Annotated in this window: 20 protein-coding genes; 9 read left to right on the top strand and 11 right to left on the bottom strand. The window is 50.9% G+C overall.

What is annotated here, in order from left to right; genetic code table 11:
- Positions 1-175 precede the first annotated feature (175 nt).
- Complete coding sequence (locus AC1S52_RS11875) at positions 176-1501, bottom strand: APC family permease (protein ID WP_482029218.1); 1326 nt, start codon at positions 1499-1501, stop codon at positions 176-178.
- A 469-nt stretch (positions 1502-1970) separates the two neighbouring features.
- Positions 1971-2606, bottom strand: a complete 636-nt coding sequence (locus AC1S52_RS11870) for a DUF4340 domain-containing protein (RefSeq protein ID WP_482029217.1) — start codon at positions 2604-2606, stop codon at positions 1971-1973.
- A 269-nt stretch (positions 2607-2875) separates the two neighbouring features.
- Between AC1S52_RS11870 and AC1S52_RS11865 the strand changes: the two genes are divergently transcribed.
- From AC1S52_RS11865 to AC1S52_RS11850, 4 genes are all read left to right on the top strand, one after another.
- On the top strand, positions 2876-3874 hold the full coding sequence (locus tag AC1S52_RS11865; protein ID WP_482029216.1) for a zinc-dependent alcohol dehydrogenase family protein: 999 nt from the start codon (positions 2876-2878) through the stop codon (positions 3872-3874).
- A 380-nt stretch (positions 3875-4254) separates the two neighbouring features.
- Entirely contained in the window at positions 4255-4542 is a 288-nt protein-coding gene (locus tag AC1S52_RS11860; protein WP_482029215.1) for a SemiSWEET family sugar transporter, read from the top strand.
- A gap of 101 nt (positions 4543-4643) precedes the next feature.
- Complete coding sequence (locus AC1S52_RS11855) at positions 4644-5414, top strand: rhomboid family intramembrane serine protease (RefSeq protein WP_482029214.1); 771 nt, start codon at positions 4644-4646, stop codon at positions 5412-5414.
- A gap of 195 nt (positions 5415-5609) precedes the next feature.
- Positions 5610-6176, top strand: a complete 567-nt coding sequence (locus AC1S52_RS11850) for an NADPH-dependent FMN reductase (RefSeq protein ID WP_482029213.1) — start codon at positions 5610-5612, stop codon at positions 6174-6176.
- Between the two features lie 16 nt (positions 6177-6192).
- Here the strand turns inward: AC1S52_RS11850 and AC1S52_RS11845 are convergent, their stop codons facing one another.
- The 7 genes from AC1S52_RS11845 to AC1S52_RS11815 all read right to left on the bottom strand — a co-directional run bounded on the left by AC1S52_RS11845 (position 6193) and on the right by AC1S52_RS11815 (position 17795).
- Positions 6193-8316, bottom strand: coding sequence for a hybrid sensor histidine kinase/response regulator (locus AC1S52_RS11845; protein ID WP_482029212.1), 2124 nt, complete (start codon positions 8314-8316; stop codon positions 6193-6195).
- Between the two features lie 3 nt (positions 8317-8319).
- Positions 8320-8892: a chemotaxis protein CheB gene (locus AC1S52_RS11840; RefSeq protein WP_482029211.1), complete on the bottom strand. Its 573-nt coding sequence runs from the start codon at positions 8890-8892 to the stop codon at positions 8320-8322.
- The gene (locus AC1S52_RS11835) at positions 8892-9725 is read right to left on the bottom strand and encodes a CheR family methyltransferase (RefSeq protein ID WP_482029210.1); all 834 of its coding nucleotides are present in this window, start codon (positions 9723-9725) and stop codon (positions 8892-8894) included. Before AC1S52_RS11835 ends, AC1S52_RS11840 begins: the two co-directional genes overlap by 1 nt.
- A gap of 169 nt (positions 9726-9894) precedes the next feature.
- Positions 9895-13533 carry a response regulator gene (locus AC1S52_RS11830; RefSeq protein WP_482029209.1) on the bottom strand — a complete coding sequence of 1213 codons (3639 nt, stop codon included), beginning with the start codon at positions 13531-13533 and terminating at the stop codon, positions 9895-9897.
- A gap of 146 nt (positions 13534-13679) precedes the next feature.
- A complete protein-coding gene (locus AC1S52_RS11825; protein ID WP_482029208.1) occupies positions 13680-14843 on the bottom strand; it encodes an LL-diaminopimelate aminotransferase in 1164 nt (387 codons plus the stop codon).
- Between the two features lie 174 nt (positions 14844-15017).
- Positions 15018-16463: a serine/threonine protein kinase gene (locus tag AC1S52_RS11820; protein WP_482029207.1), complete on the bottom strand. Its 1446-nt coding sequence runs from the start codon at positions 16461-16463 to the stop codon at positions 15018-15020.
- Positions 16464-16484: 21 nt separating this feature from the next.
- Complete coding sequence (locus tag AC1S52_RS11815) at positions 16485-17795, bottom strand: serine/threonine protein kinase (RefSeq protein ID WP_482029206.1); 1311 nt, start codon at positions 17793-17795, stop codon at positions 16485-16487.
- A 178-nt stretch (positions 17796-17973) separates the two neighbouring features.
- Here AC1S52_RS11815 and AC1S52_RS11810 point away from each other — a divergent pair, with 178 nt between their 5' ends.
- Complete coding sequence (locus tag AC1S52_RS11810; protein WP_482029205.1) at positions 17974-18723, top strand: DUF561 domain-containing protein; 750 nt, start codon at positions 17974-17976, stop codon at positions 18721-18723.
- 276 nt (positions 18724-18999) lie between these two features.
- Positions 19000-19521 (top strand): pentapeptide repeat-containing protein, encoded by a 522-nt coding sequence (locus tag AC1S52_RS11805; RefSeq protein WP_482029204.1) that lies wholly within the window; start codon positions 19000-19002, stop codon positions 19519-19521.
- A 16-nt stretch (positions 19522-19537) separates the two neighbouring features.
- Here the strand turns inward: AC1S52_RS11805 and AC1S52_RS11800 are convergent, their stop codons facing one another.
- Entirely contained in the window at positions 19538-19714 is a 177-nt protein-coding gene (locus tag AC1S52_RS11800; RefSeq protein WP_482029203.1) for a hypothetical protein, read from the bottom strand.
- Here AC1S52_RS11800 and AC1S52_RS11795 point away from each other — a divergent pair.
- The 3 genes from AC1S52_RS11795 to crtC all read left to right on the top strand — a co-directional run bounded on the left by AC1S52_RS11795 (position 19714) and on the right by crtC (position 22182).
- Entirely contained in the window at positions 19714-19911 is a 198-nt protein-coding gene (locus AC1S52_RS11795; RefSeq protein ID WP_482029202.1) for a hypothetical protein, read from the top strand. The two genes, AC1S52_RS11800 and AC1S52_RS11795, sit on opposite strands and share 1 nt — an antisense overlap.
- A gap of 745 nt (positions 19912-20656) precedes the next feature.
- Positions 20657-21262 (top strand): HpsJ-like protein, cyanoexosortase C-associated, encoded by a 606-nt coding sequence (hpsJ-C, locus tag AC1S52_RS11790; RefSeq protein WP_482029201.1) that lies wholly within the window; start codon positions 20657-20659, stop codon positions 21260-21262.
- An 11-nt stretch (positions 21263-21273) separates the two neighbouring features.
- Positions 21274-22182 carry a cyanoexosortase C gene (gene crtC, locus AC1S52_RS11785; protein WP_482029200.1) on the top strand — a complete coding sequence of 303 codons (909 nt, stop codon included), beginning with the start codon at positions 21274-21276 and terminating at the stop codon, positions 22180-22182.
- Between the two features lie 334 nt (positions 22183-22516).
- On the opposite strand, the gene AC1S52_RS11780 is transcribed toward crtC, so the two are convergent.
- Positions 22517-25792: a hypothetical protein gene (locus AC1S52_RS11780; protein ID WP_482029199.1), complete on the bottom strand. Its 3276-nt coding sequence runs from the start codon at positions 25790-25792 to the stop codon at positions 22517-22519.
- Between the last annotated feature and the right edge of the window lie 209 nt (positions 25793-26001).

Genomic DNA, 26001 nt, shown 5'->3' with positions numbered 1-26001 from the left:
GAAAATAGGGAGTTGTTCAAACATCTGTTCTTATTTCCCGGACGAACTTACTCTTCCATACTCCTCACGGTCTGAACATGGCTCTGAGCATGGCTGAACAAGGGTTGCTGAACTTACGCCGAGCTACTGAGTTGGTTGAGAAGACACCGCGAAGGCATCAAGATGTACCACGCTTTTAAGCTCTTTTCATACGGTTGCTTAATATTTGATGAATTAAGACAAGAAGTAAGCCTACACCCACAAAACCTGATGCCAGTAAATGGCTCTCGCGTGTAGCAACCGCCATCAAAGTAAGATTAGAAACAAGTGCCAGGAGTGGAATAAAAGAAGGAACACGAAACCCTTCCGTTTGGTGTTCTCGGCGCTTAATCACAACTAAGGATATATTGACCAGGCAAAACATTAAAAGAATCAAAGTTGCGGTAGTCCCTGCAAGAAATTGGAGCGTCCCCGAAAGCGCAAGCAAGATAACAATCGGCAGAATTACTAGCAAAGTACGGTAGGGAGTTGCGCGACGGGCATGTAGTTTCCCCAACCAGGCGGGTAGTAACCCTTCTCGCGCCATGCCAAACAGTAAGCGTGAAGCGGTCACGAAATTGAGCAGTGCTGTGTTGAGGACTGCAAACAGTGCAATGAGAGTGAAGAGCAAGGATGGAAAGTTAGGTTGGGCACGCTTTACCACATCCAGCAAAGGTGCTTGAGAAGCCTGAAGTTCAGCAGGACTTAACACCTGAGCTGACAGCCAGGAAACCACAATATAAATTACTCCAGCAATGCTTAAAGCCAACAAAATAGCTCTTGGCACTGTGCGCCCAGGGTTTTTCACCTCTTCTGAAACATTGACAATGTCCTCAAACCCAATAAATGCGTAGAAGGCAAGTGCTGCTCCCTGAAGGACGGGGAGCAAAACATTTCCTGAGGAAGACAGGGGTGCAGCTATTGTTGCAGCATTATTGGAGTCTGCGCCCCCTAACAAGAAGAAAGTTGATACGAATATGACAATCAGCAACCCCGAAACTTCAAGTACCGTGCAAAATATGTTGAGGGCTGATGATTCCTCCATCCCCCGAAAATTGACAAATGCCAGTGCCGCAAACAGGGCAATCACAATTAAATTGGGTGGGAGCGCTGGAGCAAACGTATTAAGGTAGCCAGCGAAGGCTTTTGAGAGCGTTGCCATTGAAACAACGCACGTACAAAACATCAGCCAGCCAACGAGTAGGGAAAGCCAATCCGTTTTGAAGGCTTTCTGCACAAAGTAAGCAACCCCTCCACTCTTAGGGAATCGGCTGCCGAGTTCGGCATAGCTTAAGGCTGTTAGCGCCGCGACAACCATAGCAACCAGAAAAGATAGCCAAACCAGAGAACCAGAGATTCCTGCGATTTTACCGACTACGGCATAGATGCCAGCCCCAAGAATATCGCCTACACCATAGATTACGAGTGTAGTTAATCCGAAGACTTGCTTAAGTGAATCTGGCTCTGTATTGTTACTTTTCATGTAGTTTTGTTCCTACAGGTTTTTGGAATCAAAATTTGAAGGGTTGTTATTCCTAAAAAAATAGCCAAACTGAAGCTACGGACAATCAGATTAGAACATGATAACCAGTCGTAGGCAACCAGGGACTTAAGTCTCTTTTCCTGACAGATAGGGCTACAGGTAATTGATACTACAGTGCAAGTTATACCAGTTCAATATGAGTTTGCACTCAACAAGGGACTTAAACTCTTTGTTAAGCGGGCTTTCTTCTATGCAGCCTCAAAGAGAATTGGTATTAGCTATTAATGCGATGTGCGACTTAGCTGAAGTGCCTGCAAGAACTGCCCACCCTTCAGGAAGCAAGCTACACCCTAGCCCTCCCCCAATGGGAGAGGGGACAGTAAATGTCTGAAAGCCCTTCTCCTTGGGGAGAGGGGTGGAGATGAGGGCAAATTGTGCTTGGCATTGTGAGACACGGCTCGTTGAGTGATTACTCCTTCTTGTCTGGCTTTGTTGCTGGAGCCTGCCACTCAGAAAGGGGACGGTTGATAGCATTTTCAAAGTCAGTCGGTACCAGCACAACTGACAGGTCTTGATTAGGGTCCGTCGGTGGGTCCACCTGGGCATACAGAGCGCTACCATCAAAATTTTGTTTGCCCAGTACCAGCGAGTGAGTTTGCTGGTTTTTGAGTTTAACCTCGGCGATCGCCATTGGCTGGTCAAACCCAAACTCTGCTCTCTGTTTCGCTGGGGCTGTTATTGCCTGTTCCGGTCTACCCGTTGCCATCAGGTTGAGCAGGTAGGAAACATAGGCATCATTTGCTGTTGCAGTTGTTGGTGCAACCATCTTCCAAACAAACGCATTTGCGATCGCTGGGGAAGATGGTTTTGACTCTTTAGGCTTGGTCGTCAGTTCTGTCGCCGATTTCTTCTCAAAGGAAAGAGTTTGTTGGCGGGTCTTCAGGCTCAAGGACTGAACATCCTCTTCCCTAAAAGAAAACAACTTGTTCGTGTTTTCCTTAGCATCCTCCTGCTTCGGGCTAATTTGAGTTTCATAAATGAGAACCCCACCACCCAGAATCAGGGCAGCCAGGAGCAGAATTAGGGGAGTTCGTTGGAGTTTCATTAATAGGTGTCAGGTATCAGGTGGTAAGGGATAGGGGATAGGGTTTTTGGAGAAGGCGGTCAACGGCGGGCGCATTCTATGATAGCTCTCCCTATCAACGACTGTTGCCCTCTAATTGGGCTTGACTGTTGAGCATAACCCTCATCAACCTGTCACAATTGGGTATCAGGAGTAGTGAGGGGTCAGGGGTCGGGTAATAAAAGCCTTTTGCCTTTTGCCTCTTCTTCCCTACCACCTACTCCACCTTCCACTGCACCAGGAGAACTACTGTGAAAGCTGTTTTAATGACGGGTACTGGTAGTCCAGAGGTTTTGCAGATAGCAGAAGTGCCAGATCCCGTTCTACGTCGGAGCACGGATGTATTGGTGCGGCTCAAGGCAGCAGGGATTAACCCCATTGATACCAAGCTTCGCCAAAGGGGCACTTTCTTCCCAGAACAGATGCCTGCCATCCTGGGTTGTGACGGGGCAGGTGTTGTGGAAGCGGTGGGTTCTGCTGTCCAAAAGTTTCGTCCTGGGGATGAAGTCTATTTCTGCAATGGCGGTATTGGAGGACATCCGGGAAACTATGCGACGTGGGCGATTGTGGATGAAGCATTTGCTGCCCGTAAACCGGCATCCATTAGTTTTGCAGAGGCAGCCGCCGCGCCTTTAGTTTTAATCACTGCCTGGGAAGCGCTTTACGATCGCGCCCGCCTTCAACCCGGACAGCGGGTTCTAATCCATGCAGGGTCAGGTGGGGTTGGTCATGTCGCTATCCAATTGGCAAAGGTGCAGGGAGCCTCTGTGTGTACCACCGTCAGCACCCCAGACAAAGTTGGCTTTGTCCGCAGTTTGGGAGCCGATTTAGCCATTCCCTACAAAACCACTGACTTTGTGCAGGCAACCCTCGACTGGACAAATGGGCAGGGCGTTGCCGTCACCTTTGACACCGTAGGGGGTGATACTTTAAGCAAATCCTTTGCCGCCACTCAAATTTATGGCGACCTGGTCACTATCCTGGAACCGGACCCATCCACCCCCTGGAAAGTCGCCCGCACCCGCAACCAGCGCATCAGCCTGGAATTGATGCTGACCCCCATGCTGCAAAATTTGGTTGAGGCGCAAAAGGCACAGGCAAAAATCCTAGATCAGTGCGCCCAACTGATTGATAAAGGCGAACTCAAAATTCACGTTAGCGAGATCTTTCCCCTGGCAGAAGCCGCCAATGCTCACCGCACGCTGGAAGCAGGCGGCATGATTGGAAAGTTGGTGATGGTGGTTGGATGAGTAGGTGTCAGATAGCAGGGGTCAGGTAGTAGGTGAAAGAAAGACGTGACGAGGTTTTGCGATTGCTAATCTCAAGCCTATGGCTACTGCAATAATTCTATGTGGTTGCTGTGTAGCGTTTCCTTTCGGGGTGAGGTACATCTCATCTATTTGACTCAAGGGTTTTGCGGCTATCCATGTATCTCACTGGATTCAAAAACGCTATAGCATGATGGAAGCCTCAAATTCAAAGTCCCTAATTTAAATTCAGGAGAACGATGGAGAACATTGATTGGATGACGGCGGTTCCTGCTGGGCTTGCGATCGCCGTTTTCTTTGGTGGAATGCTGATGATGTTCACCAACATCTGGACAACGAAGGACCGATAGGAGACCTATGAGATGGAAATCAATTTCATCACCACGCTGGGGCTGACCGCAGGCGTTTTAACGACGATCGCCTATTTGCCGCAATTGATTAAAACCTGGAAAACCAAATCAGCCGATGATCTTTCCTGGAGCATGTTGATCGTCCTTTGTATTGGAATCATTTTGTGGCTGATTTACGGAGTGATTGAGCAAGATATCCCGCTCATTTTTGCTAATGTGGTGACATTTATCTTTGCATTGATCATTCTGATCTTGAAAATTCGCTATCAACCTAATAGCCCAGAGGATTCGGGCGATTAATTTTTTTGAGCAAAACCTGTCGCAGGTCAGACGTAAGGTTGGGTTGGAATAGGATACCGTCCATTCAGTATGGTTAATGACTATTAGCGGAGAGAACGCCAGTGGTTCCTTTACGTGATGCCAACCCAACCCGGATTACGCCTTATGTGACTTATGGGTTGATTGCTATCAATATTCTAGTTTTTCTATTTGAGTCCAGTTTGATGGGTTCGTCCCATTTAGAAGAATTTATCCGAACCTGGTCTGTGGTTCCGGCTCAGCTTACTGCCAGTTTCCACGGCGATCCAGGATTTTCAGTGTTGCGAGAGAGCAGCACCCTGATTACTGCCCAATTTCTCCATGCAGGGTTGCTCCATGTGGGCGGTAACATGCTCTACCTCTGGATCTTTGGCAATAACGTTGAAGAACAGATGGGGCGAGTTCGATACCTGCTGTTCTACTTACTCTGCGGTGTTTTAGCTTCCCTTGCCCAGTGGTACATTGCACCGGACTCAGATATTCCATCGTTAGGTGCCAGTGGGGCGATCGCAGGGGTCATGGGCGCATACATCCTGAGATTTCCCCAGGTTAGAATCCTGACTTTGCTTCCTATTTTTATTTTCTTTACCACCGTACAGGTTCCTGCCGTTGTCTTTCTAGGCATCTGGTTTGTGCAACAAGCACTCTATAGTTTCGCCAGCTTCAACACCCCGACGATGGTTGGCATGGAAGGGGGTGGGATTGCTTACTGGGCACACGCAGGCGGCTTTGCCTTTGGAGCGGTCTTAGGTCCCCTGTTTGGTCTGTTCTCAAAGCCTGCTGCTCCCAATGCGGGTCCTGATGTCGAATCGCCCGTTGGGCGGCTAAATGTGGAGTCGCAGGATTCTCCATAGAGTCGGGTGTCAGGTGTCAGGTATGAGGTTGTCATGTGTGAGGTGTCAGCTTCCTTCGTCCTTCGTCCTGAACTCCCAATTCTAACTCCGTATTCCTCACTCCTCCTCCTCACCTAAGTCATACTCATAACGGGTACGAATTAGTTATACTTAAGATCAAACAAGATGAATCCAACGGAATGAGGACCTCGACTTATGATCAAGATTATTGGTATTGCTGGAAGCTTGAGACCAGGTTCCTTCAGCTATCAGGCTTTGAAAGTAGCCGTAGAGCGTGTTAAAGCGCTGGGAGCGGAGGTTGAAATTGTGGATTTACGGACGCTTAATCTTCCCTTCTGTGATGGGAGTAAGGAATATCCTGACTATCCTGATGTGGAAAAGCTTCGGCAGACGGTTCTGGGGGCAGATGGAATTATTTTGGCAACCCCTGAATATCATGGCAGCATCAGTGGTGTGCTGAAGAATGCCCTCGATCTGATGGGATTTGAAGAGTTTACGGGCAAAGTGACTGGTTTTATCAGTGTGCTGGGAGGGCAATCTAACAGCAACGCCTTAAACGACTTGCGGACGATTATGCGGTGGATTCATGCCTGGACGATTCCAGAGCAGGTCGCGATCGGTCAGGCTTGGAATGCCTTTGAGCAAGATGGCACTCTGCGAGATGAAAATCTTTCTAAGCGATTGGATGCCTTTGCCGAAAGTCTGGTTGAGAATACTCAAAAGTTGCGGACATTGGCAGTTAGGGAAGCCGTCGTTGTTTGAGGCGGGACTGGGCAAGTTAACACCCAACACCTGACATCAACTCGTTTGAAGTTGTCACTAATTGAAGGATTTCCTGGATTAAGGTTTCTGGCTCAATGGGCTTGGGTAAATGTTTTTGAAACCCAGCAGCAAGGGCTTGTTCCTGGATAGATAGTCCAGCGTGGGCGGTAAGGGCGATCGCTGGGATTTGTGCCTGAGGGTCAGGTAGCTGCGTTCTAATCTTATGCATCAGGGTGTAGCCATCCATATCCGGCATACTGATGTCGCAAAGTAGAATAGCTGGTTGGAGCGAGACTAGTTTTGATAAAGTTTCAACCGCAGAAGTAGCCGTTGTGACCACCGCGCCTTGATTCTGAAGCAAAAACCTCAGAAATCCCAGCGTATCTTCATCATCATCAACGATGAGTACCTGGATATGATCCAACGGTAGAGTCGCAGGCAGAATGGGCAACTGATTCGTATCGTTGCCTTTACTTTTCTGACTATCCATCTGCAATAACGGAAATTTGAGGGTGAAAGTGGTTCCCTGCCCAACACCAGGGCTTTCTACCTTGACCATTCCCTGTAGCTGTTCTACCAGGTAACGGACGATCGCCAATCCTAATCCCAACCCTCCGTAGGTTCGAGTGGTGGTGCTGTCTGCCTGACGAAAGCGGTCAAACACATGGGGCAGAAATTCGGGACTGATGCCAATGCCCGTATCGCTGACCTGGATTTGGGCATAGCGCTGAGGAATGGGTGGTTCAGTCTCACAGTTAGTCTCACAGCGGGATAAGTTCTCAACCACAGACAGGCGGACCTCAACCACTCCCTGCTCAGGGGTGAATTTCACGGCATTGGTCAAAAGGTTCCAGATGACTTGTTGCAGGCGGACAGAATCACCCATTACTTGGCAAGTTGAGGACTCCGTAAAGTACGCCTTGAGGGCGATCGCCTTTGCGTCTGCCAGGGGTTGCACTGTTTCCAGCGCCGCTTGAATGATGGGGCGCAAATTAATCGGCAGGCAAGTCAGTTGCAACTGACCTCGGACAATCTGGGAAACATCCAGAATGTCTTCAATCAGCTTTGCCTGGGAAATGGCATTGCGCTCAATCGTTTCAATGGCACGGGCAGTGGTCATTTCATCACATTTGCGGTGACGCAGCAGACGGGACCAACCCAACATAGAATTGAGCGGAGTTCGCAGTTCGTGGGACAGAATCGCAATGAACTCATCTTTCATCCGGTTGGCGGCTTCTGCCTCCTGCCTTGCCAACTGCTCGTGGATGATTTGAGCATTGGCGGCTTCTGTCTGCCTGCGCCCAGTCACATCTTCCAGGGTGCCCACATGCCCCAGAAATTTGCCCTGCTGAGACAGCATACGGGCAGAACGAATATGAACCCAACGGATACTGCCATCATCGAGTTGAAACCTGAACTCCTGGGAATATTCCTGCGCGTTCTGGAGGTAAGCAGTCCAGGTTGTTTCAGCATCGGCGAGGTCAGCCGCGTGAACCGCTTGTAACCAGGTCTGGTCTGCTTGCCAATTCGAGTTGCTGTCACAGATCGTGAGAAATCGGGGGTTGGTATAAACGCACTGTCCGTCAGGGTTTGTCACAAACACCCCTAAGGGCGAACAATCACTTAACAGGCGGAACCGTTCTTCACTGTGCTGGAGTTCCGCATTGAGGGCAACTAGCCGTTCGGTCTGCTGTTGCAACACATGGGTTTTTTGCTTCAAGGCTTCGGTTTTTTGCTTCAACGCTTCCGTTTTCTTAAATAGATCAATAAAAACGGTAATCTTTGACTTCAAAATGGGCGCTGCGAGCGGCTTCATCAAATAGTCCACCGCACCCAGGGCATACCCCTTAAACATGAACTGCTCACTGGTGCTAAATGCCGTTAGAAAGATGATGGGGGTTTCCTGCGATCGCTGGCGTTGACGGATCAGGGTGGCAACCTCAAACCCATCCAGCTCGGGCATTTGCACATCCAGCAAAATCACGGCGAAATCTTGATAGAGCAGACGTCGGAGCGCTTCTTCCCCAGACACCGCCTTGATCAGATTTGCGCCCAACTCCTCCAGGATTGCCTCCAACGCCAGCAAGTTTTCTGGCTGATCATCAACCAGAAGGATGTTGACGCTAAACTCAGTCACCATGAATCACCAGCCAGCCGAATTACAGAGATGGACTAAATAGGGAGCAATGGAAGGTAGGGGCAGAATAGAATCAACCTGGACAGCCGCGATCGCGGCTTTTGGCAGAATGGCACTTTCGGCAGTCTCGGGTGCCTGCACGATGGTGAATCCTCCCCGCGCTTTAACAGCCGCTAACCCCTGAACACCATCCTCGTTTGCCCCCGTCAAGATCACGGCAATCATGCGATTGCCATAGACATCGGCAGCGGATTCCAGCAAAACATCAATGGACGGACGGGCATAGGAAACGGGTTCATCGGTCGATAGGGAAAAGTGACCCGGCTCCACCAGCAAGTGATAGTCCGCTGGAGCCATATAAACATGCCCCGGCAGGATTTTCTCCTTATCTTCAACATCGTGGATAGGAAGCTCTGTAAATCGTTGCAGAAAGGAACTCAAGGTAGTATCCGACTCTTTATGACGGTGTTGAGCGATCGCAATGGCGGGTGAAAATCCTCCCGTTAAACTTTTTAGCACAATTTTTAAGGCGGATAATCCTCCCAGAGAAGTACCAATGGCGACTAGCTCAAATGCCACTAGCTGCGCCTCCTGTAGAGCTTCTCTAATTTGGCGAGTTCCTCATAGCATTTTTCATAGGCAGTAAACCGAATCGTCTCCTGTTTGCCCAGCCCTAAGATGCCAAAATTGCAAAGGCTGTTATAGAACAACTCATGAACCTGATTTTGCAAGGTCTGGTTGAAATAAATCAGCACATTGCGACAGATGATGACATTGAACTCATTAAAAGAGCGATCGGTCACCAGGTTGTGTTGACCAAAAACAATATGCTCCTTCAACGAGGGACGAAAAATAGCGCTGCCATGATTGGCTGTGTAATATTCCGAAAAAGAACGCTGCCCCCCCGCTTTCAGATACAGGTGGGTGTATTCCTGCATCTGCTTATAGGGATAAATTCCTGTACGAGCCGCTTGCAACACCTGTTCATTCGCATCTGTGCCATACAGCCGACAGCGATGATAAATTCCCGCTTCTTGCAGCAAGATTGCCATTGAATAGACTTCTTGCCCGGTGGAACAGCCCGCGTGCCAGATGCGAATGAAGGGATAGGTGCGCAGGATGGGAACCACCTGCTCTCGAAAGGCGATGTAGAAACCGGGATCACGAAACATCGCCGTTGTGTTCACGGTTAGACTCAGGAGCAGCCGTTCCACACAGGTGCGATCGCGCAGAATCCGATCTTGCAGAGCAGAGATGGTGGAAAACCCCTCTAAATTGAGAAAGTGACGGATCCGCCGCTTTAAGGAAGCGGGGGCATAGTTGCGGAAATCATAGCCATAGTGATAATAAATGCCCTCTATGAGCAATTGAACCTCAATGTCCTCAGGATTTACGGCGGTGGTCGGAACCATAGGGGGGAGAGGGGGAGAGAAAGGGGAGAATGCAGGGAGTTAGGGAGTAGCCATCCACCCATCCCCTAGCCAGGGCAACTGTTTTTATCAATTTTATTTTCTGCTACACAATGGCTGAGTAGATCCTTCAGGAAGTAGATTTTTGTTCAACCCAAAGATAGGTCTGGGTTTAGCGGTACAACCAGAGCCGCAGCAGGGTTAGCAATTGCTCGGTGTCTACGGGTTTGGGGATGTAATCAGAGGCTCCGGCTTCGATGCATTTTTCGCGATCGCCCTGCATGGCTTTGGCGGTCAGGGCAATGATGGGGAGGGAGCGGAACCGCTCTTGCTGTCGGATGCTACGGGTAGTTTCGTAGCCGTCCATCTCTGGCATCATCACATCCATCAAAATCAGGTCGATGTCGGGATAGGTTTGCAACTTTTCAATGCCTGCACTGCCGTTTTCAGCAAACAACACTTCAATCTGATACTGCTCCAGCAGGCTGGTAATGGCAAAGATGTTGCGCACATCGTCATCCACAATCAACACTTTTTTGCCAGCCAGGGCAGGATCCGTCTGCTGCAACTGCTCTAGAATCCGGCGTTTGGATGGGGGCAGTTTTGCCTGAACCCGGTGCAAGAAAAGGGCAGTTTCTTCCAGCAATCGTTCGGGCGATCGCACATCTTTGACAATGATGGTTTCTGCCAGCCGTCGGAGGCGGGTTTCTTCTGCTTCGGTCAGTTCTTTGCCCGTGTAAACAATGATGGGCAGTGCTGCCAGATTGGGTTCTTGCTTAATCTGTTCGATCAGGTCAAAGCCACTCATGTCAGGCAGTCCCAGATCCAGAACGACACAGTCAAAGGATTGGGATTTGAGAAGTTTCAGCGCAGCGGCTCCGGTGTCCACCGACCTACTCTCCACATCCTCACCCCCGATCAGGTCAATCATGCTTTGTGCCTGAACCCGATCATCTTCAATCACCAGCAGATGCTTGACCTCGCGCTCAATAAAGCGTTTGATTTCTACCAGGGTTTGGGTCAGCACTTCAGGGGAGACTGGTTTCTGAATATGGGCGATCGCTCCCATTTGAAACTCCTGCGGCTGTTGGTCCTCTACGGTCAGAATGTGAATGGGAATGTGACGGGTCGTGGGGGTGCGTTTTAACTGCTCCAGGAGGACTAACCCTTCCATATCGGGTAGATGCAGATCGAGGGTAATGGCATTCGGCAGGCATTGCTGTGCCAGCAGCAGACCCGCCTGCCCCTGGAGGGCAATCAGCACCTTAAACCCCTGCTTGTGAGCCATGTCCAGCAGAATTCGGGCAAAGCTGAGGTCATCCTCAATGACCAGCAGCACCTGATCGCCCGGTTGCAGGTTGGTGCGATCGTCTTCAATCCCGGGTGGAAGTGGTGGCAGCGATCGCAGAGGAACGGGAGGACTGTCTACTGGCGCAGATGAAAATACCCCAGAGGTGATGCTGGGAAAAGCCTGTCGGGGTTGGGTGGCAACGGAGCGACTTTCAACCTCAGCAGAGGGGACACCGGAGTAATGCTGAGGCAGATAGAGTGTGAAGGTGCTCCCCTGTCCCGGTTGACTGACCAGCTCAATACTGCCTTGCAGCAGGCGGGCTAACTCAAGGCTAATCGACAAGCCCAGCCCTGTGCCGCCATAGCGACGGCTGGTAGTACCATCTACTTGCTGAAATGCCTCAAAAATAATCTGCTGTTTATCTGCTGGGATGCCAATGCCAGTGTCGCTGACAACGAAGGCAATTTGCTCAGAAGGTGCGTTGTGAATCTGAATCGTGACACCGCCCTGTTCGGTAAACTTCAGGGCGTTGGAAATAAGATTCTTCAAAATCTGTTGGAGCCGTTTAGGATCGGTGGAGAGAGTGCTGGGAAGCTGCTCGTCTAAGGCGATCGCAAACTCCAACCCGCGGCTGAATGCCAGGGGTTGGAAGGTCCGTTCCAGTTCAGTTCGCAAGGTGGTTAGAGACACAGGTTGAACATCAACGGACATCGTCCCCGACTCAATTTTTGCCAGGTCAAGAATGTCATTGATTAACAGCAACAGGTCAGTTCCGGCAGAGTGGATGGTGCGGCTATACTCCACTTGCTTATCGGATAAATTACCTTCGCCGTTTTCGCTTAAAAGTTTTGCCAGGATTAGCAGGCTGTTGAGTGGAGTGCGTAGCTCATGGGACATATTCGCCAGGAACTCAGACTTGTACTTTGATGACAACGCCAGTTGTTCTGCCTGTTCTTCTAGCTCCTGCCGCGCCCGTTCAATCGCTGCATTCTTATACTCAACCTGTTGTTTTTGGGATTCCAGCAGTTCTGCCTTTTCCTCCAATTCCTCATTTAACTGCTGTAACTCTTCGTTCGATTGCTGTAATTCCTCCTGTTGCTGTTGCAGGAGCAATTCCGACTCCTGTAAAGATTGAGTCCGTTCTTCTAGCAGTTGATTGCTTTGTAACAGTTCTTCCTGCTGGTGGCGCAGCTCTTCCGTCAGAATTTGGGACTGCTCCAGCAATTCCTGGGTCTGGTTGTAGGCAGCGATCGCATTAGCCATCACCCCAATTAAGCCACTTGCCTCCTCTAAAAACGCTAACTGCAAGTGGCTAAACCGCTGTAAGGAAGCCAGTTCCAGCACACCCTTAACCTGGGTTTCAAACAACAAAGGCACCACCACAATATTCAGGGGAGACGATTCCCCCAGTCCAGAAGTGATGCGAATGTAATCGGCTGGAACATCCGTCAACAGAATGGACTGTTTCTCCAGAGCACACTGCCCGACTAAGCCTTCTCCTAACCGAAACTGGTTTGCCAGATGCTTACGCTCCTGATAGGCGTAGCTACTCAGCAGCTTGAGTATGGGCGGGTTGCTTGCCGCGTCCAGGATGTAAAAAACACCCTGCTGTGCCCCAACCAACGGAGCCAGTCTGCTTAACACATCCTCCGCAACCAACTCTAGATTTCGCTGCCCCTGAAGGGACTGGGAAAGGTCTGCCAGGTTCGATTTCAACCAGCGCTGATCTTCATTCGTCTGAATCGTTTCCCGCAGGTTAGCAACCATTTGGCTAAAGGTGCGGGTTAGTATGCCGGTCTCATCTTGAGCATTACTTTCCGGCAACCGGGCTGACAGATCTCCATCGGCAATTCTCTCGGCGGTTGTGGATAATTGTTTCAACGGTATAGAGATATTGCGGGACAGCCACAAACCCACCAAAGAGAGAAACAGAAATGCCGCAGGAATCCCATAAACCAACGTACTCATGGTTTGCTGAGCGGCAAGTTGTGCCTGTTCAGTCCGCTGCCGCAGCATCTCCTGCTCTTCTGCTTGCATGGCTTTGGCAACAGCCCGAATCTGATCCATTAGCCGTCGCCCTTCATCTGACAGGGTAAACTTCTGGGCAGCGGCAAAGCCCTCACTGTCTAGCAGTCGAATCCCTTCCCGCAGCCTTGCCAACCTTCTTTCAATCACAGGCTGCAAGCTATCTAAGCGGCGCTGGTGTTCGGGGTTATCCCGTGTCAATTGGCGCAGTTGTTCGTAATTGCGATCGATGACTTTCAGCGCACTATCGTAGGGATCCAGATAACGGGGTTGCCCGGTGATGATATAACCCCGTTGTCCAGTTTCCGCGTTGACTAGCTCGGCTTCCAGTTGGCTTAATTGGCTCAATGTTTGATAGGTTCGGTTTTCCCGTTGAGAATTCGCGATCAAACTGGTAGTGGTCTGGTAAGATGCGATGCCAATTGCCGTTAAAATTGCCAGCCCTAGCGCAAACCCTCCACCAATCCGAGTCCCAATTTTGAAGCGATTAAGCATGAAGCGTGCTGATGATTAAAACAAGGATGATAACGGTTGCAGCGGTGCCGATCCATCCTGCAATCCCAGGTCAATCATATTACACCAGGGTCTATAGCAGGGTGAGGAACAAGTCGCAGACTCCGCCCGCTTCTCCCTAACACCGGCTATAAAAACTGCGCTATTTTCCTGACTGCCATTTCCAGCACAGGCGGTTCGTGGACCAACGCAAACCGGACATAGCCTTCACCGGATTTACCAAATCCAGCACCGGGAGAAACGGCAACCCCAGTTGCCTCCACCAGACGGGTGCAAAACTCGACCGATCGCTGGCTCCAGGGTTCGGGCAGTTTTGCCCAGATATACATCGTGGCAGCAGGGACGGGAACTTCCCAACCAATGGCATGTAGCGCTGTAGTAAAAGCATCTCGACGACGACGGAAGGTTTCGATCACCGTTTGCACTCCCGCCTGGGGACCGGCGAGTGCCGCGATCGCCCCATTCAGAATCCCTCGGTACTGGTTAAAGTCAATTGAGGCTTTGACCTGGCGTAATGCCCGGATCAGGTCCGGGTTGCCAATGGCATACCCGACCCGAAACCCACCCATGTTGTAAGACTTAGACAGGGTAAAGAATTCAATCGAAACACGCTTCTCTCGATCGGCTTGTAGCACGGAGGGCGGGTGGCTACCGTCAAAGACCAGATCAGCATAGGGGAAATCATGGACCAGCACCAGATTGTGCTGCTGACAAAAGGCAACGGCTTCCTGGAAAAACGATAGCGGCGCAACCGCCGTGGTGGGATTGTGGGGATAGCTCAAGACCATCAGCCGCGACTGCGCCAGCACCGGAGCCGGAATGTCAGCAAACACGGGCAGGAACCCCCGTTCTGCCAGAAGCGGCATGGGATAAATCTGCCCACTTGCCAGGTAAACCCCCCCGGCATGAGACGGATAGCCAGGGTCTAACAGCAGGGCAAAGTCACCCGGATTCATTACCACCAGAGGCAGGTGAGCCGTCCCTTCCTGGGAACCGATCAGCGGTAGCACTTCAGTTTCGGGGTCAACGGCAATCCCAAATTTATTGGTATACCAGGCAGCGGCGGCTTCCCTAAAGGCGCGGGTGCCATGAAACAGCAAGTAGCCGTGGGTGGTGGGGTCGGTCAGAGACTGGGCGATCGCCTCCAGAACATGGGGTTGGGTTGGCAAGTCAGACGAACCCAGCGACAAATCAATAATTTCCTGACCAGCGTTTCTGGCTCTGGCTTTCGCCTGATCCATATCTGCAAACACATTGGAGCGGAGGGGGGCTAAACGTTTTGCAAATTGCATAGGTCTGGTCTGGTGAAAAATCCCAGTGTAACGCTTCCAGCCAATGCTTATTGCTAAATCCTTACACAGCTTAGGGATGTGCCCCAAAATAAAGTACCCGCTAGACAATCTGCCCCACAATGGATTCCCGCCTGCGCGGGAATGACGTTGGGACTTTATTAATTTGCGAGTCCCTTAAGGGCTGGTTAACGGATCGCTACTACGAATCGCCAGGGTTTCACAGACAAGTTCTGGGTCAGGCTCTACCCCCAGCCAATCTCCAACTTCGGCAATCAGCCAGTGCCGTTCTACGGTAGAAAGTGGGTTGGTTGTGAGCTTGTGCCCATGTTTACTAATTTCAAAGGAGACCCCTTTTGGTTTGCCAGCACGCTCTACCTTTTCTTCGGAAATACTTTGGATTTTTGAGAGTTTGATCCGTCGCCGCTTGTAAGTGATGCCAAACAGCTTCTGACGGATTTCAAAATACTGGCGATCGCGCTCCTCATCCCGCCGATCAAAATACAAATCCGTGTATTCAAAAACGGGCTTCAGAAGAATTACACCGATAATCAGCAGTAGCCCGATTACCCAGAAGGTGACCCATAACCCACCCAGCACACTTCCCTGGGTGAAGGCAGCTACAATCCCATCAATTAGCATATTCAGCAGGTTGGGCAGATACCAGATCGAAGAAATGAGAATGGCTCCCAGGTAAACAAGTCGGAATGCCTGCCGTCCTCGGCTGGGGAGACTAATTTTTAGTTGATTGGCGGATTTTTTAACCTGGATTTTGCTGCCATTGGGTGGGCGGTTGGTGATAGGTGGCGTGAGGGCGTGACGGTTTTCTAACGTCTGGAGTGCTTCACGGGCAGTACTGATCCGATCAGCCACGTTGGGTTCAGTCAGTTTGCCAAGCCAGTTGATAAATCCCAGGTCGAGGCTGGTGCGATCGCTAAATTGCAAGCGGGCATCCCGCTGGGGCAAATCTGCTGGTGCCACCCCTGTAATCAGGTGGATCAGAGTTGCGCCCAGGGCATACAGGTCAGAGGCAGGTACTGCCCGTCCACCAAACTGCTCCATTGGCACGTAGCCATAGGTGCCTACGACGGTAAAGGTCGCCCCTTCCAGCATTGCCTGATCCTGCACTGCGCCAAAATCGACCAGGTAAACCCGTTCATCTTCTCCCCAAATTAGATTGCTGGGTTTGATGTCCCGGTGCAGCAGTGGTGGTTCCAATTCATGCAGACAAACCAGAATACTGAGGACTTCGATCGCAATTTTTTCAATCTGGTCTGGGGTAAAGCGAATCCCCTGATCCAGCCGTTGTTGCAGGGAAGAACCGGGGATGTAACTCTGGATCAGACCGAACCAGGAAAACCGGGAATCCGATAGATTTTCCAGCGTAAAGTAGTCCCGGTATCTGGGGATGCGGGGATGGTCCAGGTGTTGCAGAACCTGTGCCTCTCGCTCAAACAGTTTGCACTCATCCCATTGCATTTGGGGACTGAGTGCCAGGAGTTTGACGACAACCGGCTCCCCCGTTTCCAGGTCATCTGCTAACCAGGTTTGACGACTGGCATCCTGCCCTAGCTGGGTTTGGAGCCGATAGCGTTGATTCAGAATTTGCTCAGTGTGTGGCATTGGTTGTTACCCTCATCCTGATTACTGAAGACCCAGCCAGCCTTTGATTTCACCCACCAACCACTGGCATTCATCCGGGGTTAGGGCTTTCCCCAATTGTCTGAATCCATATTCCCGCACTCCCGCCGCCAGAATAATTTCTGAAAAGGAACCGCCCAGGGTTTCATTTTGAAATACATGGTCAATCTCAGAAACCAGTCCTTTCTGGTGCTGCAAGCAGAAGCCAAATAGTTGCCAGCGGATCTCAAACTGCTGACTGTTAAAGGTAACGGTTGTGGTACTGGCAGAAATTACGATCATCCAGATGGCTACCAGTCCTCCAATTCCCATCCACATGAGGCTCCGCCAATTGATATAGCTGAGAGATCCCAAGGATAGAAGTGAAAAATACGTAACCAGCAAAATTCCTGAAATAACAGGAATGGTAAAGCGTTTGTTTGCCCCTGGTGGGATTTTAATCTGTAGCTGTTCCGAGGTTTTTCTCAGTTGGATTGAGCATTTTAGAGGTTTGAACGGTGCGATCGCCGAACTGGTTGCCTCGTTCTTCTCTAAGGCGGTCAGTGCTTCGCGGGCACTGGAAAAGCGGCGCTCCAGGTTGGGTTCTGTCAGGCATTCCAGCCAGCGGACAAAGCCAGGATTCAGGTTAACCAGATGGGCAAATTGCAGGCGAGAGTCCTGTTGGGGCAGGTCTGCGGGGGGAATGCCCGTCAGCAGGTGGATCAGGGTGGCACCCAGGGCATAGAGATCGGAAGCGGGGGTTGCCCGTCCGCCAAACTGCTCCAGGGGTGCATAGCCATAGGTGCCGACAATGGTAAAGGTGGCTCCCTCCTTTGCCGCCCGATCCTGCACAGCGCCAAAATCAACCAGATAGATAGCATCGTCTTTGCCCCAGATCAGATTGCTGGGTTTGATGTCCCGATGCAGAACGGGAGGGTTCAACCCATGCAGATAAATCAGGATCTTAAGGACATTTCTGGCGATCGCGTGTGCCTCGTCTTCAGTCATCTGGTGACTGTCCGTCAAGACAGATTTGAGCGATCGCCCTGGAATATACTCCTGCACCAGCCCAAACCAGAGCAGGCGATCGTCAATGCTGAAATAGTCCTGGTATTGGGGAATGCGGGGATGGTGGAGTTGTTTGAGTACCTGTGCCTCTCGCTCAAACAGGCGCAGGTCATCCCACTGCACGCGATCGCTAAAGGTCAGCAGCTTAACAACTATAGGCTTGTGGGCTTTCAGGTCTTCTGCCCGCCAGGTCTGCCGTCCGGCATTGTGTCCAAGTACCTGTTTGATCTGGTAACGATTCTGGAGAATCTGGTCTGGCTGAAGCATGGGGAGAGGGGATAGCAAGTGCTACTCCCGTTTTAGCCTGTCGGAAGCGAATTCACCTAGCTACACCCCGATAATTCCAGCTATTTCCTTGAATTTTCTACACCACGCTTCGACGTTGCTGATTTGCCCTACCCCTGAGAATGGCAAAATGGACGTTATGTTTTAATTGAGAAGCACCATGACTATCCTTTCCTCGCTCCAAAATGCCTTGACCCAGGGACATGCCCTGAAAGTCATCAGCGGTTTGACCAACTTTGATGCGGATCGAGTGGCGGCAGTTGCCAGGGCGGCTGAACTTGGGGGAGCAACATTCGTTGACATTGCAGCAGTCCCTGAACTGGTACAGATGGTCAAGCATTTAATTCATCTGCCGGTGTGTGTGTCTGCGGTTGAGCCAGAGAAGTTTGTGGCTGCGGTAGAAGCTGGTGCAGACCTGATTGAAATTGGCAACTTTGATAGCTTTTATGTCCAGGGTCGCCGGTTTGAAGCGGATGAAGTGCTGGCGTTGACCCAGGCTACCCGTCGCCTTCTACCCAACACCATCCTGTCAGTGACGGTGCCCCACATTCTGACGCTGGATCAGCAAGTGCAACTGGCAGAAGAACTGGTCAAAGTTGGGGCAGACTTGATTCAAACCGAAGGCGGCACCAGCAGTCAGCCTGTTCATTCTGGCACCCTGGGATTGATTGAAAAGGCGGCTCCTACCCTGGCAGCGGCTTATGAGATTTCTCGCGCTGTTTCAGTTCCAGTACTGTGTGCCTCGGGTTTGTCCAATGTGACAGCGCCAATGGCGATCGCCGCTGGTGCCTCTGGTATTGGTGTGGGTTCTGCCATTAACAAGCTGAACAGTGAAGTTGAAATGATTGCAGCGGTACGCAGTTTAGTTGAGGCATTGGCTACCGTCAGTCGTCCATCTGTCACAGTGTAAGCGATATAGTCAAGATCCCCGGTTTCTTGAACCTGATTCAATTCACCCCATCACCCGCCCAGAAATCGGGGATCTGAGAGTTGTCACACCGCGTAAACCAGGCATTTTGCAACAAAACAGGTTTTCTGAGCGTCACTTTACAAGAGTAAGTATTTACAGCCATTTTCATTTGTGTATGCCACACCGATCCATTGTTTAGCATTCATCTAAAGGCATCGTCTGTGTGGCACTCGTCTGAAAACCGCTGTAGGTTTAGTCGGGAATGGGGAATGGGAAATGGGGAAACGCCAGATTGTGATTTCTACCGTTGCCTTGCTGGTACTGGGGACTGCTGCGATCGCCTACCTCCCCCAATTAGCCAAACCAGCATCGGTCAAACAATTGCTAGAGTCCAGACAGTGCCGGGGCTGTAATTTAAGCGGAGCAGACTTAAGCCAACTCGACCTCCAGGGAGTCGATCTGGAAGGAGCAAATCTGGAAGGGGCAGACCTGGAAGGCGCGAATTTGGGAAGTGCGAACTTGAAACAGGCGAATTTAACCGGGGCAAATCTTAACCGTGCTGATCTTGGTTGCACCCAGATGAGTCTAAAACTGCGGGCAGACGAGAACAATACCAATATAGGCGTTGACTTCAACTCCACACCCAATACCGGCAGCAGTAGAGAAACCCAAATGAACTTTACCCTCAACGCTGGTGAGAAGGGAGCGACCCTAAACTTCAAGTTAAATGGTTGTGCCAATTTACAGGAAGCAACGTTAGCAGGTGTTAAAATGCCGGATGGGTCAGTTCATCCCTAAATCAGGCGGCACAGGATTAGGACTCACAGGCAAAAATCTGGATACCCTGACCGACTCCCCACTCCGCACCGTCTGAGCCAGGGTTGCCGCCCTTCCGCCACAGTCTACTAACCAGGGACATCACCAGAAACCGGGAATTTGAAAGTCGCTGCCTATCCCGTAACAACCCATTACCCATCAAGCTGTTAACCAATGACAGACCCCCGCCCTCAATTGAGCCTCGATGAATTACGGGCATGGCAATCAAGCATTCAAGAAGCAAACCGACACAACATTTTCTGTCATTGTCGCCGCTGCAACCAGGAATGGGTCGCTTCCGATCATGCTGCCTGTTCCTGTGGCAGCAAAGATGTGGAGTACATTGCCTGCTGGCAGTTTCCAGATGATTGATTGCTTTCCTAATGGGTACAAATGAGAAGCTTTACTGCTAGAAGCAGTTACATTACCAGAAATTGCATTACCATTAAATTTTAGAGTCAGTTCTGGTGATGCTAAATGGCAGTATGAATTGGGAAGAGGTTTCAATCCATACAACTCCTAATTCATCCCTGGAATCAGTAATGTCGAGTTCTTCGTTTCTATTGATGGTGCATTACTGAGTTACCAAGACAGGCGATGCCTGATCCATGAGTTAAGCAACCAGTCTGTATATACTTTTATTACAGACTATCCGTTTGGCAATACCAACGCTGAAGAGTTTAAGAGCCTCATAGACTTCGGTAGCTTGCCCAGTTCAACACGAAGCGTAAGCCGGAAGAGTTTGAAGAAGCGACTGAGTCTTAAGTTTCCTCGTGCATCTATCGTCAACAAAAACGTGATGGGGCTTCGGGTCATTTATTGATCCGAAGCTTTTTTTATGTGCGGTGTTAGGGGTAGGGGAGTTAGGGGTAGGGGAGTTAGGGGAAATGAGATCGCACCCTCATCATCTCTTTAAACAAGCGATCCGGGACTCGTAGGTGGGACCGCGTAAAGCTAAGAGATCCTGAGACATTTTTATCCTGAAATGTTCTCTGCGATCGCATCTTTCTATGGCACAAGGGTCTGAAGATGCCTCTTCCCAAATCCCTGATTAATCCGGGTTTTGCTTCTTCCGACAGAAAGGTGTTATTGTCCACGACCTGTTACTAACAACCCCATGGCATCTATATCTCCTCCTACCCCTAGTCCTGCTGGTGCTTATAGCGCTAAAGCAATTTGCAAGATTGTTGGTTTTGTTTGTTTAGCTGGGTTTTTAATTGATATGTCAGTCCGATTGATGCCGCCTAATCTTGGCAGTGTGGAATGGCGGATTGGGATCATGCAACAGGTTGCCGATCGCAGTATTGTTCTACTAATTGGGACTGCGGCTACCCTATTTGGTCTAGAAAGTCGTCGCTTATTGAAACAGCTTTCCACGCTTAGCCTGTTAGTTGGCGTGGTTTTTCTACTGTCTAGTTTGGTGGTTATCCGAGATAGCCTAGCATTCCAGCAGCAGGCAATCAGTACTATCAGCAACCAGGCATCCCAGGCTCAAACTCAGATTCAGAGAGCACAGAAAAATCCAGAACTTAAAGTGAACATTAGCCCAGAACGGGTAGAGCAAGCTTCTAAAGCAATTAATACTCAAGCAGATGCGCTGAAGCAAACAGCAAAGACGACGGTATTAAAAACTAGCGTTGCCAGCATCGGCAACCTGGTGGTCGTGGGTTTAGGTCTGATTAGTCTGGGTCGGTTTGGAATGCGTTTACGCAAGAGTAAATAAAGATTGCTGCAATGAAATGGAAACAGGTGAAGCAGATTTCCCATAATCTGCTGAGGGAAAGTGTGAGAACCAACCACAACCGGATTGTCACCTGTGGTTTATTGGCAGGTGCGTTGTATTTGCCATTTTGGGTGAGTGACCTGGTATTTGGGACGTTGCATGGTGCTGCAAGTGTCCTGATGGTGGTTGCTATTGTCATCGGATTGCACCGAATTTGGACACAACAGCAGCAGTTGGCAGACCTGACCGCCTCCGATGAGGATGTGCTACTAGGGCACGTTTTGATTCTGAGCGGAGTGCTGCTATGCCCATTCGGGTTTACGCTGGGTGAGTGGGCACAGCGCTTGATCTGGATGATTATTCTGGTTGGGATTGCGTGTAGTTCCTGGGGAATCGGATTTTTTAGAGCTTTTCCCCTGTCTACATTTCTCATCTTTATGGGAATTTTTCCCAGCCCTACGGCAGTGGGGAAGTCCCTCTGGGAAACGTTTATGCCTCCGAAAGGGCTTGAACGGTTGATGGCATGGACTGGGGTTTTAGGGTTACGAGCAGTGGGTCAGTCGGCTGAGTTGAATGGCGTTTTGATTACGATGCCCGGTGGCACAGTGGAAGTTGCCTGGGGATGTAGCGGTTTTGATATGGCAACCATTATGGCAGTTGCCAGTCTGGTTCTGGGTGTTTTTTTGAAACTACGCTGGTTCAGGATTGTGCAAATGATGGTGATTGGAGTTGTGCTGGCGTTGCTATTCAACATTCCACGCATCATGTTAATGGCGATCGCCGAAGCCCGCTGGGGTAAGACTGCTTTCGATTTCTGGCACGGCGTTTGGGGCGGACAAATTTTTTCAGGAATTCTGTTTACCGTCTATTACTATGTGGTCATGGCGATCGCCAAAAAGAAACCGAAAGTTGAGAGTTGAAAGTTAAGCGGTAATGGGGAATAGTTTCGTCCTTTGTCATTGGTCCTTTGTCATTGGTCCTTTGTCATCTGTAAGTCAATGGCACTGAAATAAGCGGAAACATGCGAGTGACTGCACGTTCCCATCATCCATCCCTCTCGTTCCAAGGCTCTGCCTTGGAACGACAACCTTGGAGGCTCTGCCTCAGCGCTAGAGGCAGAGCCTCTCAGTCAGTGTTCCCAGGCTGAGCCTGGAGAACAAGGTAAGTGAGGGCTTTCAGTTTTAAGTCAGTGTCATTGACCTGTAAGTACCAATGACCAATGATCAATGACCAATAACAACCAACAACTTCCTCTCACTTCGCCGCCTGCCAGGGAATCATCACATCGTCTGCCAGACGACGGGAAACCTCGTATGCCCCGTAACGGTTCAGGTGACTGGGGTCAGAGAAATAGTCAGGTTGGCTGGCAAATGCTGTACTCAGATCCCGATAGGTAAACCCAAGTTGAGTGGAAAGTTGCAGCATCTGCTGTTGAAACTCCTCCTCATGGCGCTTGCGTATAGGGTCGAGGTAGTCATAAGTGAGGGGCAAATTGACAAACACAAAAGGAATCTGCCGGGTTTGGGCAAACTGAGCGATCGCAATCACTGCCTCCGTCTGTTTGCCCTCCAGGCTAAATGAATCATAGTCAGAGTCATAATCACCGGAAACCCTGGCATATTTTTGATAGTAGGTCACCGGGTTGAACCGATTAGGCAGGGGTAAGAAGCCATTCACATCGACGCTGCCGCCTTCCGTCAAGACTGATTGGGGCGCATTGAAAGCTGAAGCAGCGGGACTGGTAGCGTCGCTCAACTCATTGGGTGAGATTTTTTTTCCCAGGGCAAGAAAGGACTGCTTTCCTGGTAATAAAGAAGAAACCTGTTCGCTGAGAAGAATTTTGAGGCGATCGCGCTGGGCATAAAGCTGGGAAAGCGCACCCAATCGTTGGTCTAATACCCGGTTTACGGCTTGATAGCCATTGACCGGGGCACCGGCTCCCTCGCCCATAGCGATCGCAGACTCCGATTGGTTTTGCCCACGGGTTGTCTTCGCTGCCTGAGCCAGCGTCGTACCTGGTAGGGGAGATCTGCCAGCAACCAGCATTCGATAACCGTCAGAGGCAACAATCCCGTTGTAGGTAATGTCCAACCGGCCGCTATTAAATGCCCGTGCCCCATCTGCAAACAGGATCATCTTAGGCATTTTCTCCTGGGGTATCATCTGGTGCAAAATCAGATCAACGACCTGGGCGGTCGCTCCATTGATACCAAAATTAAAAACCTTAACCCCTGGGTAGCCCTGTTCGGTCAGTTGCTTTTGTAAAGCGGTCGGGTCTACCCCCCGTAAGGCTCTAGAACTACCAATGACCAGAACATCTGGAACCCCATGATCGGTGACATACTGCTGGTAAAGGGCAATCTTTTCATCTAACTGGCGGCTATTAAATGTCGGGAAGCGGTTAGTCGGCAGGGATGCTTTGGGCTGTAAGGAGGATGCTGGCAACTCTATCGGACCAGGGAGAGGGGAATCATCCCCATCGGCACTGCCCTCCTGCCTGGGAGAAGGAACTGTCACAACCGTTCCCGGTTGGGTAAAGCCGCCGGGATTAAACGCATCGGGATCAGCGGTGGGCGTTTTGCTAAGGGGAATTTGGGGTAGGGGCGTGGGTTTGGCGGGAACTGGGGAAGCTAGCGGATCTGGGGAAGCGACTGACGCAGGGGCTGGTTTTGCGGGGGGAGCGGGACGCAACATTTGACCCAGTAACCAGTCCGCCTGAACCACCATCAGTAGTCCGACGGTACCCCAGACCAGGGCTACTTTCGCTCCCCGGTAGTGACTTGGGTCAGCCACCAGGGGCGGGGTAGTCGTGATCAGATCTGAGCTAGTTGCCAACGATTCCAGCGGTACAAATAGTTGAGACTGAACCAGCGATCGCTGCACCTTTTGAATGGATGCTTCCAGCCAGCGCGCCAGCACGGAACGCAGATCTGTGGCGGGCAGATCGGAACGGAGAACCAGTGCCCCCGGTGGCTCCAGCAGATCATTCACGTACATATCAGAAGCCGCAAACTCTGGAGTTGCCTCTGGCACCAGCCGATCGCGGGAGGTGAAATCCACCCCATAGCTCCAGAACGGCTGCTTTTGCCCGGCACGGCGACCATAAATCCGGACGCCCGCTACCCCAGGGATGAACAACGGCTTCAGAAACCGGCTAATCGCAGGACCAACCTGACTCTGGCTGGGGCAGGTGGGTGCATCTGCCATGATGTGCAACAGGTCTTCTTTCTGCCGCACCTGCACCCGAATGCCGCCGATTGCCAGCATCCGCTCTAGATTGGGATTCAGCAATCGGGTAAGCAAAAACGAAATGGCACCCAAATTACCAGCCTGAGCCAGATCCAGGACTGTCTTTGCCTGATCGGGTTGCTCACTAGCCGGAAGATTCAGCCAGTGAACCCAGTGGGGAGAGGCGGCAGCGGTAGCCACCGGAGTGGCAGGGGAAAATGGCAGAGCAGAATCTCCAGGCGATTCCTTAGAGATTCCATAGATCGCGGCTGCCTGGAGTCCTTGGGGTGAAAGGGATGCCAGCGCAGACGAGACTGCCGCGATCGCCGTCCGCTGATCAGGAACCGTAGACTGGATGTGCTCACAGGATAGGTGTAGCGTTGAGTCTTTGACCAATGCAGACACCTGCATCTTTTCTGGGGCAAGCATTCGGTTCAATAGACAGGTGATTGCCTGCACATCCCCCCAATGCCCCCACTCCCTCAAAATCTCATCCGCCGGGGTTAAGTCTACCCTGAGCAGCCATTCTGGTTTTGCCTCACCGCTGACCTGTCCAAACACCACTGCATCCCGGAACCCGTGAAGTTCCAGTTGCCGTAGCCGCTGGGAAATTGGCTCAGATAGGACAAGCAAGTCAGGGCTATACGCAGACTCGCAAATCACGTAAAGGCGCTTGAGGGAAGGAATCTTCGGCTTTGAATGTTCGATTTTAGCCAGGGGAGATTCCTCAACGGTCTCAGCTTTGCCAACCCTGGCAATCATCTCTACCCTGGCTCGCACCGCCACATCTATCTCACTGAAGCCACTGCTCAGGTAACGGGCGATCGCCTCCGGCTGTCCCAGGCGAGCCAGATCAACCAGTGGCACCAGCGCACCAGAACTGTCAGACAGCGGCTTCGAGCTGGTTTCCTGGGCTGCCTGCCTGGCGGATGTCCCCTTGCCATGCCTGCCCTGGGCTGACTGGTTGAGATAGAATGACTGTGTCCAGGCGGGTTTTGCCTGCTCAGTCTGCCGACCATACACAATCACTCGATAGATTTGAGGTGCATCGGGTGGTAACAGACGATCCAGGGGAACCGCTGCCAGTGCCTGGGAAAGCTTGGGAACCAGGGTAGATGGATTGGGCCAGGCGGGACTTTCGATCAGAATGTGCAGGTTATTCCCCCGCAGTCGGCTACTGACCCGTCCCCGATTAATGCCCACATTCTGGTATACCCACTGATTTAGCGATACCCCACAGACCTTCTGATGGGAAGGCACTTTAGGCGCGGCAGATAGGTTATGTCCACGATTATCCGACATGGGAGCCTTGGCACTTGCTACTGAACTTCAAACAAACCACAAAGTTGAGCCATTTATTGCCTCATAGGAATAGCACACTCTGGGAATATTGAGCATATAAATGTTGAGTCCATCGTTTATGCTGAAACTTCGATCGAGCCTCGATTCTAATCGCTAATCCCTGCCTCAAACCGTTTACCCTCATTTACGCTTCGCAGTGACCGTTCACA

The organism is Kovacikia sp. CALU 1929, assembly GCF_056784235.1.
The sequence above is the reverse complement of the archived record's forward strand: the minus strand, read 5'-3'. Positions and strand labels throughout refer to the sequence as shown.

Bases quoted from the DNA above. Each gene is read 5' to 3' on its own strand.
- AC1S52_RS11875 (WP_482029218.1), bottom strand. From the start codon at position 1,501: ATGAAAAGTAACAATACAGAGCCAGATTCACTTAAGCAAGTCTTCGGA.
- AC1S52_RS11870 (WP_482029217.1), bottom strand. From the start codon at position 2,606: ATGAAACTCCAACGAACTCCCCTAATTCTGCTCCTGGCTGCCCTGATT.
- AC1S52_RS11860 (WP_482029215.1), top strand. From the start codon at position 4,255: ATGGAAATCAATTTCATCACCACGCTGGGGCTGACCGCAGGCGTTTTA.
- AC1S52_RS11850 (WP_482029213.1), top strand. From the start codon at position 5,610: ATGATCAAGATTATTGGTATTGCTGGAAGCTTGAGACCAGGTTCCTTC.
- AC1S52_RS11845 (WP_482029212.1), bottom strand. From the start codon at position 8,316: ATGGTGACTGAGTTTAGCGTCAACATCCTTCTGGTTGATGATCAGCCA.
- AC1S52_RS11835 (WP_482029210.1), bottom strand. From the start codon at position 9,725: ATGGTTCCGACCACCGCCGTAAATCCTGAGGACATTGAGGTTCAATTG.
- AC1S52_RS11830 (WP_482029209.1), bottom strand. From the start codon at position 13,533: ATGCTTAATCGCTTCAAAATTGGGACTCGGATTGGTGGAGGGTTTGCG.
- AC1S52_RS11825 (WP_482029208.1), bottom strand. From the start codon at position 14,843: ATGCAATTTGCAAAACGTTTAGCCCCCCTCCGCTCCAATGTGTTTGCA.
- AC1S52_RS11820 (WP_482029207.1), bottom strand. From the start codon at position 16,463: ATGCCACACACTGAGCAAATTCTGAATCAACGCTATCGGCTCCAAACC.
- AC1S52_RS11815 (WP_482029206.1), bottom strand. From the start codon at position 17,795: ATGCTTCAGCCAGACCAGATTCTCCAGAATCGTTACCAGATCAAACAG.
- AC1S52_RS11810 (WP_482029205.1), top strand. From the start codon at position 17,974: ATGACTATCCTTTCCTCGCTCCAAAATGCCTTGACCCAGGGACATGCC.
- AC1S52_RS11805 (WP_482029204.1), top strand. From the start codon at position 19,000: ATGGGGAAACGCCAGATTGTGATTTCTACCGTTGCCTTGCTGGTACTG.
- AC1S52_RS11795 (WP_482029202.1), top strand. From the start codon at position 19,714: ATGACAGACCCCCGCCCTCAATTGAGCCTCGATGAATTACGGGCATGG.
- hpsJ-C (WP_482029201.1), top strand. From the start codon at position 20,657: ATGGCATCTATATCTCCTCCTACCCCTAGTCCTGCTGGTGCTTATAGC.
- crtC (WP_482029200.1), top strand. From the start codon at position 21,274: ATGAAATGGAAACAGGTGAAGCAGATTTCCCATAATCTGCTGAGGGAA.
- AC1S52_RS11780 (WP_482029199.1), bottom strand. From the start codon at position 25,792: ATGTCGGATAATCGTGGACATAACCTATCTGCCGCGCCTAAAGTGCCT.